The 16,943-nt window shown below is 54.1% G+C and carries 12 protein-coding genes; 5 read left to right on the top strand and 7 right to left on the bottom strand.

What is annotated here, in order from left to right:
• Window positions 1-42 precede the first annotated feature (42 nt).
• Window positions 43-1,785 carry a dolichyl-phosphate-mannose--protein mannosyltransferase gene (locus tag F605_RS09460; RefSeq protein WP_162138267.1) on the bottom strand — a complete coding sequence of 581 codons (1,743 nt, stop codon included), beginning with the start codon at window positions 1,783-1,785 and terminating at the stop codon, window positions 43-45.
• 31 nt (window positions 1,786-1,816) lie between these two features.
• Here F605_RS09460 and rsmI point away from each other — a divergent pair, with 31 nt between their 5' ends.
• Genes rsmI through F605_RS0102615 form a run of 4 tightly spaced genes read left to right on the top strand, consistent with a single transcriptional unit; the run spans window position 1,817 to window position 8,753 of the window.
• Window positions 1,817-2,671 carry a 16S rRNA (cytidine(1402)-2'-O)-methyltransferase gene (rsmI, locus tag F605_RS09455; protein WP_231725794.1) on the top strand — a complete coding sequence of 285 codons (855 nt, stop codon included), beginning with the start codon at window positions 1,817-1,819 and terminating at the stop codon, window positions 2,669-2,671.
• A gap of 51 nt (window positions 2,672-2,722) precedes the next feature.
• Entirely contained in the window at window positions 2,723-4,525 is a 1,803-nt protein-coding gene (metG, locus tag F605_RS0102625) for a methionine--tRNA ligase (protein WP_022864360.1), read from the top strand.
• Window positions 4,526-4,551: 26 nt separating this feature from the next.
• A complete protein-coding gene (locus tag F605_RS0102620) occupies window positions 4,552-6,096 on the top strand; it encodes a sialidase family protein (RefSeq protein ID WP_022864359.1) in 1,545 nt (514 codons plus the stop codon).
• 20 nt (window positions 6,097-6,116) lie between these two features.
• Window positions 6,117-8,753 (top strand): ATP-dependent helicase, encoded by a 2,637-nt coding sequence (locus F605_RS0102615; RefSeq protein WP_022864358.1) that lies wholly within the window; start codon window positions 6,117-6,119, stop codon window positions 8,751-8,753.
• A gap of 145 nt (window positions 8,754-8,898) precedes the next feature.
• Here the strand turns inward: F605_RS0102615 and F605_RS0102610 are convergent, their stop codons facing one another.
• The 3 genes from F605_RS0102610 to F605_RS0102600 form a co-directional block, all read right to left on the bottom strand.
• On the bottom strand, window positions 8,899-9,897 hold the full coding sequence (locus F605_RS0102610) for a malate dehydrogenase (RefSeq protein ID WP_022864357.1): 999 nt from the start codon (window positions 9,895-9,897) through the stop codon (window positions 8,899-8,901).
• A 244-nt stretch (window positions 9,898-10,141) separates the two neighbouring features.
• Window positions 10,142-10,588: a GtrA family protein gene (locus tag F605_RS0102605; protein ID WP_027723531.1), complete on the bottom strand. Its 447-nt coding sequence runs from the start codon at window positions 10,586-10,588 to the stop codon at window positions 10,142-10,144.
• A 9-nt stretch (window positions 10,589-10,597) separates the two neighbouring features.
• Window positions 10,598-12,097 carry an RCC1 domain-containing protein gene (locus F605_RS0102600; protein WP_022864356.1) on the bottom strand — a complete coding sequence of 500 codons (1,500 nt, stop codon included), beginning with the start codon at window positions 12,095-12,097 and terminating at the stop codon, window positions 10,598-10,600.
• Between the two features lie 166 nt (window positions 12,098-12,263).
• On the opposite strand from F605_RS0102600, the gene galE reads away from it, so the two are divergent.
• Complete coding sequence (gene galE / locus F605_RS0102595; protein ID WP_022864355.1) at window positions 12,264-13,253, top strand: UDP-glucose 4-epimerase GalE; 990 nt, start codon at window positions 12,264-12,266, stop codon at window positions 13,251-13,253.
• Window positions 13,254-13,387: 134 nt separating this feature from the next.
• Here the strand turns inward: galE and F605_RS0102590 are convergent, their stop codons facing one another.
• Genes F605_RS0102590 through F605_RS0102580 form a run of 3 tightly spaced genes read right to left on the bottom strand, consistent with a single transcriptional unit; the run spans window position 13,388 to window position 16,866 of the window.
• Entirely contained in the window at window positions 13,388-14,779 is a 1,392-nt protein-coding gene (locus F605_RS0102590; protein ID WP_022864354.1) for an LCP family protein, read from the bottom strand.
• Between the two features lie 50 nt (window positions 14,780-14,829).
• Window positions 14,830-16,152 (bottom strand): LCP family protein, encoded by a 1,323-nt coding sequence (locus F605_RS09450; RefSeq protein WP_022864353.1) that lies wholly within the window; start codon window positions 16,150-16,152, stop codon window positions 14,830-14,832.
• Window positions 16,153-16,203: 51 nt separating this feature from the next.
• Window positions 16,204-16,866 carry a uracil-DNA glycosylase gene (locus F605_RS0102580; RefSeq protein WP_022864352.1) on the bottom strand — a complete coding sequence of 221 codons (663 nt, stop codon included), beginning with the start codon at window positions 16,864-16,866 and terminating at the stop codon, window positions 16,204-16,206.
• Between the last annotated feature and the right edge of the window lie 77 nt (window positions 16,867-16,943).

Raw genomic sequence — 16,943 nt, 5'->3', positions numbered from 1 at the left:
TCTGTTTCCTTCTCACCTCTCTAAAGGAGGAAGAGCGGATCCCTAAATCCAGGAGCTAAACCACATCCGCCAACCCCAGTGAGAATAGGGAATCGGCATGCCGCTCACTACCGGATAGAAGAATACCGCGACCATTAAAATCACGATTACCAGGGCAATCCCCATTGAAACCGCGATATCAGGCGTACGCTGCGGCGGGGCAACCAGCTGGTCTCGGCAAGCTAGCAGGGGCTGGGGAAGAGGTCGCAATAGCCCTAGTAACAGCCCGATCAGATAGGTAACCGCTAAGGCCAGGAAAGGTGTTAACACCACCATATAAAACATGAAAATGGTGCGGTACCAGTAGAACAGCCAGGGCGCCCAGAGCCCTAGGTAGCCAACTAGGATCACTCCCGCCCGCCAGTCACGGCGCACCACAGTACAGTAAATAATCACTGCCAGGGCGATAACTCCCACCCACCACAACATCGGGTTACCCAGCGAAGACATGGCTTCTACCGTGAAATCCCCATTATCGCCATGGGGCTTTTCAAACAGCATCGAGGTAGGGCGCTGATTGATTAGCCATTGCCAAGGATAAGACTGGTAAGGGTGCTTACTGGTTACCCCGGTATGGAAGGTCATTACTTCACTCATATAGGTGACGTAATCAGAAATCGGGTCTAGCCAGGAAGAATGCTCGGCAGCAGCCGCTGTTTTCCCGTGACCCCAGGCACCAGGGTGGGTGAACCAGTTCCACCAGTTCAGCAAATACACCGCGAAGGCCACCAATACCAGTTGCGCAAAGGCGGGCAATCCTCCGCGTACAATCGCTCCTAACCAGGCGCGTTGCTTACCCTTAATGCCGGGATATTGCTTACTGAGAGAGTGGGGAGATATCCGCAGCGCCGAAAGCCTCAGAGTTAGATCCCGCAAGAATACGAAAATCCCGCACACTGCCAGCAGGTAAAGTCCGGACCATTTCACCGCGCAGGCACAGCCTAACCAGACCCCCGCGGCTACCAGCCACCAACGCATCCCCGCCAGATCATTGCCCAGCTTTGGTCCCAGCAGCTGCCGAGCTAGCCGCTGGCGTACTTGCAGCTGGTCATAAACCACGCAAAGTACCCCTGCTAGGCAAAATACCGCTAAAACTCCATCCAGTAATCCTACGCGTGACAGCGAAATTGCCACCCCATCGGTGGCGATAAACATCCCGGCAATCCCGGTGAGGATCCAAGAGTTAAATAACGCCCAAGCCAGACGGCAGGTCAGGTAGACCAAAATAATCCCGCAAATAGCGGTAGCGATGCGCCAACCGAAGGGACTTGACCAGCCAAAAATCTTCATTCCCAGCCCGATAATCCATTTACCCAGGGGAGGATGGACTACGAATGCCGGATCGGCTACCGCCGCTGCAAAATCACCGGCCGCGAACTTAGCGTCCGTTCCCTTGGGCCAGTTAGTTTCATAACCAAAACGCCACAGGGAATAGGCATCCTTCACATAGTAGGTTTCATCAAAAATTAGCTTGTGGGTAGTGCCCAGACGCACTAGGCGAGCAATGGCTGCGATCACGCAGGCGATAACGGTAACTATCCAGGCACGCTGTTTTTCGATTTCCTCCCTAGCCTGCTGTCCGCGCCATCCACGCAGGTAGAGTCGAGGTAGCGAGGTAACAGAAGTCCACCGGGGGGCGCGGGGACGCCTGCGAGCGCGGGCAAATTTCGGCTTGTTGCTTTTCGTCAAAGTTTGCCGCGCCGCTGCCGGTGGGGGAGGCGCGGGACGTCCAGGCATTGCTTGCATGTACTCGATATTAGCCGGATAGGGCATAATTGTGAGAGTGGAACAGTTTTCCTGGGATCCGGGCACCATCGCTTTAGCGGCTACCCCGATCGGTAATCTCGCTGATGCTACCCCTCGCTTAGTTAGTGCTTTTGAACAGGCGGATTTGATTGCGGCCGAAGATACTCGCCGCACCGGGCTGCTGCGCGAACGCCTGGGGGTAGTAAGACGTGCCCCTTTAGTTTCTTGTCATGAACACAACGAGACAGCTAAAGCGGAGCAAATAGTATCTAGCGCCGCGGACGGTCAGCGAGTGCTGCTGGTAACTGACGCGGGTATGCCCACAGTCTCCGATCCGGGATATGTGATTGTGCAGGCGGCGATTAAACGTGGAATCCCGCTGACAGTCTTACCAGGGCCATCTGCACCCCTTATTGCCCTCGCCCTTTCCGGGCTCCCCACGGATCGTTTTTGCTTTGAAGGGTTCCTGCCGCGTAAATCAGCTGCCCAGACGCGACGTTTAGAAGAGCTTTCTGGCGAGGAACGCACCATGATTTTCTTGGAGTCTCCCCGGCGGCTAGCAGCAACTTTGGGGGTGCTCGCCCAGATTTTCGGGGTAGAGCGTAGCGCTGCTGTTTGCCGGGAACTGACCAAGATTCACGAGGAAGTCTGGCGGGGAACCCTCGGAGAGCTTAAAGAGAAGGCTCAAGAAGTACGTGGAGAAATCGTGCTGGTAGTGGCAGGAGCTTCCCCGCAGACTTCCCTTAATGAGGAGGAAGCAACCAGCCTTGTCCTCGACCGCGTCGAGAAGGGACAAAGGCTGAAGGATGCCGCCAAGGTGGTGGCGGCACAAAGCGGACTCAGCGCCAAGATGCTTTATAACCGGGCACTCGCCGAGCGAAAATAACCAGGTCTTTAGGTATTTTTGCTCTCGGCAGCGGGGCATTAGGATAGAGGTATGACTCATGTTTTATCCGCTGTTGCTTGGCCTTACGCCAACGGTCCGCGCCATATCGGGCACGTAGCCGGTTTTGGCGTCCCCTCCGATGTTTTCAGCCGCTATATGCGGATGGCAGGCCACGAGGTGTTAATGGTGTCGGGAACCGATGAACACGGTACCCCGATTTTGGTGCAGGCAGAGGCGGAGGGGATTTCTCCCCAGGAACTCGCCGACCGCAACAACCGGTTAATCGTAGAGGATCTGGTGAACCTGGGGCTGTCCTATGACCTGTTTACCCGTACCACTACCGGCAATCACATTGCGGTCACCAAAGCTATGTTTGCACAGGTACGCGACAATGGATACCTGATTGAGAAGCGGACAATGTCCGCGATTAGTCCCTCCAATGGTCGGGCGCTACCTGACCGCTATATCGAAGGCACCTGCCCGCTGTGCGGAGCCAGCGGGGCGCGCGGGGATCAATGTGACAACTGCGGTAAACAGCTAGACCCTATTGACTTGATTGACCCGGTTTCGAAAATCAATGGCGAAACCCCCAAGTTCGAAGAAACCTCCCACTATTTCCTGGATCTGCCCGCACTCGCGGACGCCCTCGGGAAATGGCTTGATGAACGCGAGGCCTCGGGAACTTGGCGACCTAACGTAATCCGCTTTTCCAAAAATATTCTGGCGGAAATTAAGCCGCGCGCTATGACCCGCGATATTGATTGGGGGATTCCGGTTCCCGGTTGGGAAGACCAACCCAGCAAACGTCTGTACGTGTGGTTTGACGCAGTGGTGGGATATCTATCTGCCAGCATCGAGTGGGCGCGGCGCATCGGCCAGCCAGAACGCTGGCGGGAATGGTGGAATGATCCCCAGGCTCGTTCCTACTACTTTATGGGCAAAGACAATATCGTTTTCCACTCCCAGGTTTGGCCGGCGGAACTGCTCGGATACAACGGCGAGGGCGAGCGCGGTGGTGAGCCCGGAGAAATGGGACGGCTCAACCTGCCCACCGAAGTCGTCTCTTCAGAGTTTTTGACCATGGAAGGAAAGAAGTTCTCTACCTCTAAATCCGTGGTGATTTATGTGCGGGATATGCTGTCGCGCTATCAGGCCGATGCCTTACGCTATTTTATTTCCGCAGCTGGCCCCGAAAATCAGGACGCGGATTTCACCTGGGCAGAGTTTGTCCGCCGTACCAATGATGAATTGGTAGCTGCCTGGGGGAACCTGGTTAACCGGGTGGCCTCCATGATCCATAAACGGGTAGGAGAGATTCCGCAGCCCGGGCAGCTACAACCTGAAGATCAGCAGCTCCTAGACCAGGTAGAAGCCGGGTTTTCTGAGGTCGGAGAACTAATTGCCACCCATCGGCAAAAAGCAGCGCTGCAGCAGATCATGCATCTGGTGTCACTAGCGAATCAATATGTGGCCGCCACGGAGCCCTTCAAATTGAAGACTCCGGAAACCGAGGAGCGTCTCCACACCATATTGTGGGTGTTAGCGCAGGTTATTGCGGATCTGAATTTGATGTTTTCGCCGTTCTTGCCGTCCTCGGCCAACGCCATTGACCGGGTGTTCGGCGGGCAAGGGCAGATCGCCCCGATGCCTCGTATTGAAGAAGTTAAAGATTTAGACCAAACTAGAGAAGACGGTTCAGATTTCACCTACCCCATTATTACGGGCGATTACAGCGAGGTTCCACATTGGGGAAGGCACGAAATTCAAATCGGAAGGTCAGTTTCTAAACCCAAACCCGTGTTTCAGAAGCTAGAACCTGAGATTATAGAAGAGGAATTGGCCAGGCTCGTTTAGGAGTCGGGGCGTAAAGGAGAACGTACGTGGCTGGGTTTTGGCAACGCTTGAAAAGACTCTTTAGAGGGTCTTCAGCTCGTGAGGACGAGCGCGACTCCCGCCTGCCGTTAGCCTTGGAAAGTGCTGCTAAAGAAGCAGATAAATCTGAGAGCGGACGGACAGTTTACGAATCTTCCGGGGTTGTGATTTTAGAAGATCAGACACTGTCGGATAACCAGAGTGAGGAAGCTGTTTCTGAATCCTCTGCGCCTAGCTCAGCGGAAGAAAAAGCAGAGGAACCTGCGGCTAGTTCCCCGGAAGGGACTGCGCAATCACCAGAGACTGCCCCGGCTACTCCGGTGGCTACCGTGCCAGACTCACAGACCTCAGATTTCCCTTCCGCAGAAGAAGCAACAGACACCTCCGCCACTGCCGAGGAAGCTAACTCTCCGGAGGCTCCGGTAGAACCAGTAGAGGAACCATGCCGGAAGCTTCCGGTACATGGAGTGAAAACTGCCGATATTTGTCCAGCTAATGACCAGGAAACCTACGGATCGCCCGCGATTGATCGCACTCCGGGACGCAAACTGATTTTGGCGTTTGAAAAGCGCACGGCGGGAGGGAATACCCAGGTGTGGTACACCCGCAGCCGGGATCACGGAATTAGTTGGGAAGAGCCTCGTATTCTTTTCGATCAAGAGACCTACACTGATTCAGGCCAGTCTTTCACTGACCCGCAGATAATTATTTCTCAGGTCACCGGGCGGGTATTTATTGCGGTAACTACCCGCAGCGGTGACGATGATTCCCAAAACCATATCGCGGTGGCCTTAAGTGACGATGAAGGTGATACCTGGCGTTACCGTGATTTGACCAGCCTAGTTGATGGTGATCAAAGTTGGGTGTCGCGACGCACCGCCCATGGGCACGGAGTACAGCTACGCCACGGGATCTGGACTGGCCGGCTCGCCTATGTGGCAGTAGCCACCGAGGCTAACGGGAAACGAGGCGCGGTAGCGGTCTGCTCCGATGACCAGGGAATCTCCTGGTGGGCAGGTAAATTTGCTGGCGAAAAGGTCGTCCAGGCAACCATCACGGAGCTTTCCGACGGGAAATTGGTGATGGGTTGTGTCGAGGAAGCCGATCAGGGATTGACCTTTAACGCTTACGCCTCTGCTGATGGTGGCCGCAGTTTCACTGAAACATTAGATAAAAAGGCTTTGGGGAATACCCTGCCAACCGCGGTGGAGCGAGCATTCTACTCCGCTCCCGAACATACCGAACAATCCCGGGTAATGCTGGCGGTGGCGCGTAATCAGAATGGGCAGGGAACTGTCCGTTCCATGTTCGATTTCGCATCCGAGCTTTTAGGAGTTTTGCCCTTTACTTCGCAACCGGTCAATACGCTTGACGTGGTTTCTTTGGAAGATATTCGGATCGTTACGATTGCCTATGAGACTGATTCCGGTATTTCGGTGGCGGCATTTTGCATTGATGCTTTGTCTCTGAAATATCTTGCGGTTGGTTGGAACGCAACCGAGGAAGAGCAAAATCAAGTCCTGCGTCGTGCCGGTCTACTCTCTCGCAGGTAATATCCAGATATCCAGGTTTAATGATAGATTTTAACGCCCTTTTTTCTGCTGATTCCCCCACGTCCCAAACCCTGCTGCCCGGTGCAGTCGCGGTAGGCGCGGATCCATCCTCCTCACCTACTCTCTCCAGACCGGAAGAGATTGTTGCGGGTTTGAACGAGCCCCAACGACAAGCCGTCGAGCATTACGGTAGCCCGTTACTGGTAATGGCGGGAGCTGGCTCCGGGAAAACCCGGGTTTTGACCCGTCGTATCGCCTACCTCTTGGCTACTGGCAAGGCTTATCCCTCGCAAATTTTAGCCATCACCTTCACCAATAAAGCGGCCGCAGAAATGCGAGAAAGGGTTAGTTCCCTGATCGGGCCGCAGGCTGGTCAAATGTGGGTGTCAACTTTTCACTCGGCGTGCGTGAGAATCTTACGCCGCTACGCCGAGGCTGCGAACCTTAAATCCTCTTTCACCATTTATGATCAAGCGGACGCTACCCGTTTGGTTTCCATGATTCTAAAAGAACTGCAACTTGATCCCAAACGGTTCCCAGCTAAGAAGATTCAAGGGCGCATCTCGGATTTAAAGAACTCTTTGATAGATCCCGATACCTTCCTCGCTAGTGCAGGTCCCGGGCCAGATGCGGAGGTAGTGGCGAAGGTATACCCGACTTATCAACGTCGCTTAGGGGCAGCTAATGCCCTAGACTTCGATGATTTGATTATGCGCACGGTACAGCTTTTCCAAAGCAACCCCCTAGTGCAATCCAGTTTTTGTCAGCGTTTCCGCCACGTGCTGGTAGACGAATATCAAGATACTAATCATGCCCAGTATGTGCTGGTAAAGTTGCTATCAGGGGTATCTGGCGCGGCGGTTAAGCAACCAGAACAGGTAGCGGGCGAAGAACTCACCCCCGCGGAACTTACCGTAGTTGGGGACTCTGACCAGTCTATCTATGCTTTCCGGGGCGCGACTGTGCGCAATATTGAAGAGTTCGAGAAAGATTTTCCCGGGGCGCGCACTATCTACCTGGAACAAAACTACCGTTCCAGTGGGAATATTTTGGCGGCGGCCAATGCGGTGATTTCTCATAATCAGAGTCGGCACAAGAAAAAGCTATGGACCGATTCTGGTGAGGGCGAAAAAGTCGGGGTACGGGTATCTTCCGGGGACCGAGACGAAGCACTATCGGTGGTGGAAGAAATAAATCAGCTGGTAAGTGGGGAATACACCTACGGTGATATTGCGGTTTTTTACCGGATAAATGCCCACTCGCGCCTCCTGGAAGAAACTTTAACCCATGCGGGAATTCCCTACCGGATTATCGGCGGCACCAAGTTCTATGAACGCAAGGAAATCAAGGACGCGATCGCCTATTTGCAGCTGGTGGTAAATCCCGATGACACCGTGTCTTTTACGCGAGTCATCAACACTCCCAAGCGCTCCTTAGGTAGCAAGGCGCAAGCGGCACTGCAGGCCGCGGCGAATACTTATGATGTTTCCCTAGGGCGGGTGGCAGCTTTAGTGTGGCTGCAAGAGCTGGGGGAACAGCGTCCTAGTGCGGCTGCGGATACCAACCTTTCAGGGATGAGCGAAGCGGTGCCGGAAACCGCCGAGATTAGCGGGCTTACCCCGCGAGCACGCACCAGTATCGCTCAGTTTTGGGATTGCTTAGTTTCTGCCCGGCAGTCCTATGTTGAGGGCGCGCCGTTAAAGGAAAGCTTGCAGACGGTACTAACTGAATCCGGGTATTTGAAATCTTTGGAAGGATCGAAAGATCCCCAAGACGGGGTGCGCCTAGATAACCTTTCGGAGTTCTATAACGTGGCTTCCCAGTTCAGTGAGGATGAACCGGAAGGCACTTTGGTGGATTTCTTAGAGAGAGTGGCCCTGGTGGCTGATGCGGATCAACTCCCGGGTGACCAGCGAGGACAAGTTACTTTGATGACCGTACATATGGCGAAGGGCTTGGAATTCCCGGTGGTGTTTGTAACCGGACTGGAGGAAGGAACCTTCCCGCATTCGCGCGCCTTAGGAGAGGCCGGGGAGATGGCAGAGGAACGCCGCCTGGCCTACGTGGCGATTACTCGCGCGCAGCAAAAAGTTTATTTGACTGCCGCTCATAATCGGCAAATGTGGGGAGAAACCCGTTGGCAGCCGCTGTCTCCGTTCCTGCTGGAGGTTCCGACCGAGTTAATGGATCAACCAGACCAGTTAAGTAAGAGTAACGGGCAGTTTGAATTTTCCTTCGATACCGCTTCCTCTTGGAGCTCCGGGAGTAGTTGGGGGAGCAGTTCCAGCAATCGCCGGAGCAGTTCTGGGTATCGCAGTCGCGGTGAGCGCAACTACTCGCATCGAACTGGCAGGTATCGGGATGAGGACACCGCCGGACCGGCATTCGGAGCCGGCGGAACCGGGAAGATTTCGCGGCGGGAAACCGGGAAGGTGAAACGTTTGGGAACCGATTTGGGGGCACGTACCGATGCCAATGCTTCTATTGGTAAAGCTACCGAGGTCGGCACCGGGGATCGAGTGCGTCACGACAAATTTGGGGAAGGTACGGTGATCGCCATTGAAGGGCGGGGCCGTTCTAAGAGCGCCAAAGTAGAGTTCTCCGGGGGAGTAACCAAACGGCTCTTGTTACGTTTAGCACCGATGGAGAAAATCTAGTTGCGAGTTGGCGCCCAGTTACTACTTGGTGCCAGGCGAGTGGTTATCCGTGTTTTACTCGTAGAAAATGCTCGGGGCTGAACCAGAGGTTCAGCCCCGAGCATTTTTGTCCACTGCCTAGCGGGCAGGGAGGAAACTAATAGGTTTAGAGGATTCCCAGTTCCTTAACGGTCGCGATTTCCTCTTCAGCGGCCTTCGCGTTTGCCACGATATGCTGCTTGGTCTTTTCGGGTAGCTCCAGACCTTCAACTACTTGGTACTGTCCGTCTTTGCAGATGACGGGCATACCGTAGATGAGGCCTTCCGGAACCCCGTATTCTCCGTGGGAGGGGCCGGCGAAAGTGGACCAGTCGCCCTCGGGAGTACCTAGCGCCCAGGTGTGCATATGGTCAATAGCTGCCGAAGCCGCCGAAGCCGCCGAAGAAGCGCCCCGCGCCTCGATAATGGCAGCGCCCCGCTTAGCTACGGTGGGTACGAAGTAATCGTCCAGCCAAGCCTCATCCACCAGTCCCGGAGCCGGCTTGCCGTCTACGGTAGCGAAAGTAAGATCGGGGTATTGATCAGCAGAGTGATTACCCCACACGATCATCTTCTTGATGTCCTTTACCGCGGCGCCAGTCTTTTCTGCCAACTGGGAGATAGCGCGGTTGTGGTCCAGGCGCATCATGGCGGTGAAACGCTCTGCCGGTACATCCGGAGCCGACTTGGCAGCAATATAGGCGTTGGTGTTCGCCGGGTTGCCCACTACCAATACCCGAATATCGTCGGCAGCATTATCGTTGATGGCCTTGCCTTGCGGGCCGAAAATGCCACCATTGGCGGCTAGTAGGTCTGCGCGCTCCATGCCTTTACTGCGGGGGCGAGCTCCCACCAAGAGACCATAGGAGCAGCCGGCGAAGGCCTGGTTGGGGTCATCATAAATATCTACGCCTGCTAGTAGCGGGAATGCCGAGTCATTAAGCTCCATTGCGGTGCCTTCCGCAGCTTTAACCGCTTGCGGGATTTCCAGTAGGTTTAACTTTACTGGCTGATCGGGGCCCAACATAGCGCCCGAGGCAATACGGAATAGGAGGGCGTATCCGATATTACCGGCAGCACCGGTAACGGTAACGGTAACAGGTTTCTTGCAGCAGCATTCTGCCATGTGATTCTCCTTCGATGAGAATTGTTTTCCTACCGACCACTCCCGGTCGGTCAAGCCAACTAGACTTATGTTTCCACCCTAACGCTTTAAGGTGGCATCTGCCACTAAAAGATTTCTTAAAAATACCTATATAAACGCAGGTAATAAGGCGCATCTCGATATCGAGAAATATTCATTGACCCTTAGTCCTAACTGGGGGCGCTGGTAAAAACTCTCTTTAGACGCGTCCTCAGAAAATCAGACTTCACTCGCGCTGCTGCTTACCGGTAAAAATCAGGTGTTCATACAAGAAAAAACGTAAAATAGTTCCTAAAATCAATCCGATAATATTGGCGGAGATATTGTCAGCCAGCAGCGAGGTCAACCCCAAAAGGTAGTGGCTGATGCCCAGACAAATAACCGCAGGCACCATTCCGAGTAAGTTAACTACCGCGAAGCCAATAAACTCTTGCAGGCGATTGTCGGTGCGTTGGTTGCGGAAAGTCCATTGCCGGTTAACCACCCAGGAAAATATGGTGGCTACCGCGGCGGCTAAAATTTTGGAAGTCAAGGGGTGTGAGGAAAGCCAACTTACCATTAACAGGTTGAAAACAGATACATCAACCAGGTAGTTCATTCCGCCCACTAGACAGAACTTGATAATCCTGATCAGGCGTCCGGGGGCGCGTAGATAGGTGTAGAATTTTCCCACGGCTTAAGATTACAGGCGGGAATAGACCGGGGTGATCTGGGCGGTTCGCGCGTTTGAAAGCCGATCGCTACGCCTTCCATCTGCTAACTGTCCCTGCGCCCAGTTGCCTACACAGTACATATTGTTCTGTTTATCTAACATGCAGGTAAAGGTACTTCCCATAAAGATAGTGGAGCGGGCATTTGCCCCTAGGCGAGCATCTAAACCACTAACCGCGGGAGCTGCCCCGATAATCTGCGTGTTATTGCCAGCTACCCGTTTAGTTAGAGCAATCCCCGGTCCCAGTTGGCCGAAGTCATTGCGTCCCCAACAGTAGGTACTGCCACTGGGAGTGACTGCACAGCCCCCGTAGTAGCCTAGGTACACCTGGCTAACTTCTGGGAGGGAGCTGATCAGTTCCGGCTGCAGCATTTTGCCTCGCGTAGACATATCGCCCGGTTTTCCTGCCTGACCGTCGGTGTTGATTCCCCAGCAATATAGCCGTTTATTTTCAGCAATTGCGCAGCTGCGATCCCCTGCGGCTCGCAAAGAGACGAATTTAAGCTGTGAAACCGGGACCGGGCGCAGCTGGTAGTTGACTGCCAGGCGATCGTTCCAACCGTCCCAGCCAGCTTTTACTCCCCAACAATAAACCGTGCCGTCTTGCTTGAGCGCACAGGTGTGGTCATTACCGGTGGCGACCTCTTTTACTTCGGTCATTACCGCTACCGGTTTTAGCTGATTCCCAATATTAGTGCTGTTACCCACCTGCGCCATTTCATTGGCTCCCCAGCAAGTAAGTACTCCGGAGTTGGAAAGGGCGCAGGCATGGCGCCCTCCTGTGGCGATTTGAGCGGTATCTGCGGGCAGGGTCGCTACCCGCAAGGGATTGAAAGACCCCGATAGTTGGGTTCGGGACTTAACCTGTCCCAGTTGTCCAAAGGAGTTATCTCCCCAGCAGTAAACAAACTTGTCGGTGCCCAGGCCGCAGGTGTATTCCCGCCCCGTGGAAATCTGAGTAAATTTCACCGGTTGATTCGCTATGGTCTGCGGTAATATTGCCGGTTGGCGAGTTATGGGAATCCCTAACTGACCAGAATCGTTCACTCCCCAGCAGCGGGCAGTGCCATCGGTGCGCAAGCCACAGGCAAAAGAACCAGAGGCAGAGGCACGCCGTAAGTCCTGGGCTACACCCACCTCTTGCACCGTGTCGGAGGGGGAAGTGGTTTGGTTAAAAGTGGGAACCGGAGAAGGGCCGGGCTGTACCGGACGCAGCGACAGGATAATGCGCGGACCGTTAAAGGTAGGAGTAGGAGAAGGTCCGGGCATCACCGGATCGTAATCAGAAGTCGGAGTAGTGGTAGTGGGCTGGGGATTTACTGGTGTCAGGGTGATTTCATAGGTAGGTTTTACGGCGCCCGCGATGGAGGTAGTGGGGGCGATAATTAGAGTTCCCAGGGCAACGAATACCGCCACTACTGCCAGCGCTACCTGCATTCCAATGCGACGTTTAGACGCGGCGTCACGCACCCTGGTTCACCTCCTGCCTAACCGAGAACCCTATTGATACTCCTTAGCCCATTTTAACCTATTTTTAACGAAGTTTGAAGTCAGAAAACAGGTAAAAGCTGATTAAAATCCCTGAGAATTCCCGGTTAAAGACAACGATCGCCGTCTGCTGAAGTAATCTGTTGCTATGAGTATTTTAGTTGTGGGAGGCGCGGGTTATATTGGCGCTCACGTAGTGAGACTTTTGGCTCAGCGTGGAGAAAAAGTAGTAGTTATTGACGACTTGTCTTATGGAACCGCAGATCGGATCGGTGACGCCAAACTAGTCCAGCTAGATGTGGCCGCCGCGGGAGCGCGAAAGAAGATCTTCCAAACGCTCATCGACGAGGACGTAACCGCAGTTATTCACTTTGCCGCGCGCAAGCAGGTGGGAGAATCGGTTGAAAAACCCATGTGGTACTACCAGCAGAACGTAGGGGGATTGGCCAATGTTATGGCAGCTATGCGTGATGCCGGTACCCGGCAGATGATCTTTTCCTCTTCGGCAGCCGTCTACGGTCAACCAGATGTGCCAGTAGTTTCCGAAGACCTTGCCGGTAAACCTATCAACCCCTATGGAGAAACCAAGCTGATAGGGGAATGGATGATGGCCGATTGTGAACGCGCCTGGGGTCTGCGCTGGATCGGACTGCGTTACTTCAATGTAGCGGGCTCCGGTTGGGACGAACTGGGTGATCCCGCTCGCCTCAACTTGATTCCGATGGTGCTGGAGCGTCTTGCCAAAGGACAAAGTCCCAAGATTTTTGGCACCGATTACGACACTCCGGATGGCACCTGCATCCGTGACTATATCCATGTTCGTGATTTGGCGGACGCACACCTACACGCCCTCGATTACGTGGCCTCCGGGAAAGAAATGGAACACCATGTGTTCAACGTAGGTACTGGGCAGGGGACTTCAGTTCGCGAAATCATCGACGGTATTCGGGAGGTAACCGGGATTGAATTCACCGCGGATGAAGATCCGCGTCGCCCTGGGGATCCCGCGCAGTTGATCGGCGACACCACCAGGATCCGGGTTGACCTAGATTGGAAAGCCGAAAACGGAATTAAAGAGATCCTAGAGTCAGCTTGGAGTGCTTGGCAGGCCGGACCAGATCGCATTCCCGGTGTTTAAACACCTTGAAACGTCAGTATCCTTCCTAGTTTTCCCGCTCGCAAAATCTGCACCGGGGGACTAGAGGGATATTAGCTGCCCAAAAGCCGGGTATCTCGCCCTGGCTAGCTAAGCTGCGCGATTTTGCTGGGAGGCTACTGGAACTGGTGATATTGGCTCGGCTGCAGGGTACCCTTTCGGAAAGCCGACCAGAAACTGGGGGTTCTCTGCTCATCTAAGAGCACCATGGCTCCATGCCCGCCGCGGTAATAAGCCATTTTGGCAATGGGAGGAACCCCAGTGAGGTTATTGCTGGCGGCGCTGCGATAGGCAAAGAGCATCTTACCCAGTGCCCAGGCACCTGAATCAGAATCACAAGTCAGATTGCTTGCCCCCGCGTTTGCCAAGTCGCGCTGCTTGAAAGGGCTGAGGAAGGTCGAAGGGGTAATCAGAGTTTGTGACAGCTTAGAAACCACCTGGCGTTGACGTTCCGCCCTCCCAATATCCCCGCGAGGATCTTGGTGTCGCATCCGGGAAAATGCCAACGCAGTTGCCCCATCGGCCTGGTGGCAGCCACTCTTCCATTTCAAAGCAGAATCGGCATCGTCGACATCATAGTCGAGGCAGAGTTCCACCCCACCTACTGCGTCTACTAGTTGGGTCACCGCACCCATGGTTACCTCAACATAGTGATCTACCTTGACTCCGCTTACTCCCTCTACCGTTTTTACCAGTAGTTTCGGTCCTCCTAGTGCGTAGGAAGCATTGAGTTTATTGAGGCCGCGTCCGGGAATATTAACTGCGGTGTCGCGGGGTAGGGATACTAGTTCCGCTACCCCATTGACTTTGCGCAGCAGCATAATGCTATCGGCGCGAGCCCCGCGAACCCAAGGCTGTTGCACGCCCCCATCGCTGCCATCGGAGCGCTGATCGGAGCCGGCTATTAGCCAAGTTTCGCCCTCCCCAGCCGGTAACTCTGAGAGGGCGTCAACCCGGTTTAGCTGGGAATCCACTAGGTGCCACAGATAAAACGGCCAGGCGATAACGAAAACCAGGAGCACAGTGAGTGCCCATTTAAAAACTCGACGCGCAGGGAGGCGGAGACGAGGAACCTGGGGAGAGCGCGAAGGCGGGGTAGGCTCCAGTTTGGGAGTGGCGGGTTGGCTATGCCGCGAGCCAGAGTCTGCGGGAAGATGATCGGCGGGCATTACCCGAGTGCGGGTAGGAACCGCACGTCCCGCAAACCGGGACTCAGTACGCGGCTGTATCGGAATATATTGTGCCTTAGAACTGGATGACGCGGCGCTAACTCCCTGATCTTTAAGACGTCGGGAGATCGCTGGGCGCGAAGGACGCCCCGGGGAGGGGGATTGAGGATTCCCGGCACGATTCGCATTCTGGTCAGAATCTAAATAGGTGCGACTAGCGGAAACTGTAGAACGTTGCCGCCTTTGCTGCGGAGCGTAGGAGGGGGGAACTGCTTGACTTGGCCGGGGGCGTCGCCTATTTGGAGGCGGGAAAGATTCCGGTGGGTTCTGTTGACTCAAGTTATTTGCTTCCTAACTGTTAACCGGAGGGCGCTTTAAATCCCTGCTTATTAATTCCCTGCTTCGCATTTACGTTGCAGCTCAGCTAGTTCTTCGGGGCTTAATTTGGAGTTAAGCGAACCGCTTTGACGCAGATCCTCCGCTGGCCGCAAATCTTGAGAGGTAGACCCTGAAGTCGCAGGAGTCTCACTCGCAGAAGCGGAAGGGGAGGCACCCGCCTGTGGGGACTGGGAAGCAGAGGTCTGTTCGGTAATAGTGTGAACATTGCCGTTTCCATCTCGCACTTCCACCCCGGGGGGTAGGGAAGTGTCATTGATGAAGGAATCCCAAATCGGCTTCGCTTTTTTCTCAGACAGCAATAGCCGGTTGTGGTCAAAAGGAGCCTCGTAGACAGGGAGGGTGAGGAAGAGCAGCTGATCTGGTTTAAGTGATTGCAAGGACCAGCCCAATCCGGCCAGCTGGGAAACTGAAGAAAGCCCCTCTGACATGGTTAAAGCTCCCAAACCATTACCTACAAAGCCATAGAGCTGATTCAGGGAGGTAAGCATGTTCTTTTGTAAGGCTGCCCGCATCATAATGCCCATCACTGCCTGTTGGCGCTGGATGCGTTGGATATCGGAACCATCCGATCCTTTGACTCCGTGCCGCACCCGCGCGTAGGCTAAGGCTTCCTTGCCGTTGAAATGTTTACAGCCGGGTTCTAGCACTAGCCCGGAGTTTATTTTGTCGTTTATCTTGGTGGGGACGTAAATGTTGATTCCCCCCAGGGCGTCGATCATTGATGAAAAACCATTGAAGTCCACCACTATGGATTCATCAATATGTATACCGGAGAGTTTTTCCACCGTTTTCCAGGTGCACACTACCGCCGAGGCGCGGTCACCGCCTAGCGATCCAATCGAATATGCCCAGTTAAATTGGGCTCTTTGGGGCTTAGAAGTGCTGCCATCACTACGTTGACAAGCAGGAATATCGACTATTAGATCGCGGGGAATAGAAACTACATTTACCTGAGAACGATCCTTAGAGATATGCATAATCATCGTGGTATCGGAGCGTTCGGTGGGATCGTCGTTATTAGTTAGAGTCTGGTTACCTTTGCCGGCGCGAGAGTCAGAACCAATTATCAAAATATTGAGGGCGCGCCCGTCGTAGGAATCCGGAGGTGTGCGATTAAGTAAAGTTGAGGTTCTTAAGTTGGTGACTCGGCTGGATAGATCCTGGTAAATGAGGAGTGCACCAGTTAAGGAAAATGACAACAAAAACACCAAGGCGCAGGATAAAGCACGTCGTATCTTGGGAGGATACGGCGGCTTTTTAGCGTGGCGAATACGCCCGATATAGTCTTTCGCGCTCTTCTTGTGTGAACTCACGTGTCCTACTTTATGCTGTTTGCGCCTAATTGTAACGATTTGGATAAGGAGTCAGGGAAGTTGCCAATTTACCGGAGCCGCCCCTAACTGCTGCAACCAGGAATTGGTACGCGAAAACGGACGCGAACCGAAGAATCCCCTGGAGGCCGAAAGAGGTGAGGGGTGGGCAGACTCTATACAAGGAGTTTCCCCCAGTGCAGGCCGCAAAGACTGTGCTTGCTTTCCCCATAAGATGGCGACCAGGGGTCGATCCCGTTGTACCAGAGCTGAAATAGCGCAGTCGGTTACTTCTTCCCATCCGCGACCGCGATGAGATCCCGCTTCATTAGGGGAGACAGTGAGTACCCGATTTAGCAGCATTACGCCCTGCTGAGCCCAGGGACGCAGATCCCCGCTGCTGGGCAGGGAACAACCTAGATCTTCGTGGAGCTCCTTGAAAATATTTTGCAGCGACTTCGGGATGGCTACTCCCGGTTTTACCGAAAATGATAGTCCCATCGCGTTCCCCGGGGTGGGATAGGGATCTTGTCCCACGATCAATACTTTTACCTGATCATACGGGTAGGTGAAAGCTCGAAAAATGTCTTTGCCAGCAGGAAAATAGTTATTTCCTTCCTCCCGCAGCATTTTACCCATCTCGCTGATTTTGCCAGCTACCGGTTTCATAGCCGGCACCCAGGAAGGGTGCATGATTTTTTCCAGGTTGCTACTCATGCTGCTACTTTACCCTGTGCACGCAGATAAACCAGGAGAGGCAAATGTGCTTTATCGGCGTGGCAGGTATGCGGCCG

This window comes from Varibaculum cambriense DSM 15806 (genome assembly GCF_000420065.1).
In the GTDB taxonomy this organism is placed as follows: domain Bacteria; phylum Actinomycetota; class Actinomycetes; order Actinomycetales; family Actinomycetaceae; genus Varibaculum; species Varibaculum cambriense.
The sequence above is the reverse complement of the archived record's forward strand: the minus strand, read 5'-3'. Positions and strand labels throughout refer to the sequence as shown.

Bases quoted from the DNA above. Each gene is read 5' to 3' on its own strand.
- F605_RS09460 (WP_162138267.1), bottom strand. From the start codon at position 1,785: ATGCAAGCAATGCCTGGACGTCCCGCGCCTCCCCCACCGGCAGCGGCG.
- metG (WP_022864360.1), top strand. From the start codon at position 2,723: ATGACTCATGTTTTATCCGCTGTTGCTTGGCCTTACGCCAACGGTCCG.
- F605_RS0102615 (WP_022864358.1), top strand. From the start codon at position 6,117: ATGATAGATTTTAACGCCCTTTTTTCTGCTGATTCCCCCACGTCCCAA.
- F605_RS0102610 (WP_022864357.1), bottom strand. From the start codon at position 9,897: ATGGCAGAATGCTGCTGCAAGAAACCTGTTACCGTTACCGTTACCGGT.
- galE (WP_022864355.1), top strand. From the start codon at position 12,264: ATGAGTATTTTAGTTGTGGGAGGCGCGGGTTATATTGGCGCTCACGTA.
- F605_RS0102580 (WP_022864352.1), bottom strand. From the start codon at position 16,866: ATGAGTAGCAACCTGGAAAAAATCATGCACCCTTCCTGGGTGCCGGCT.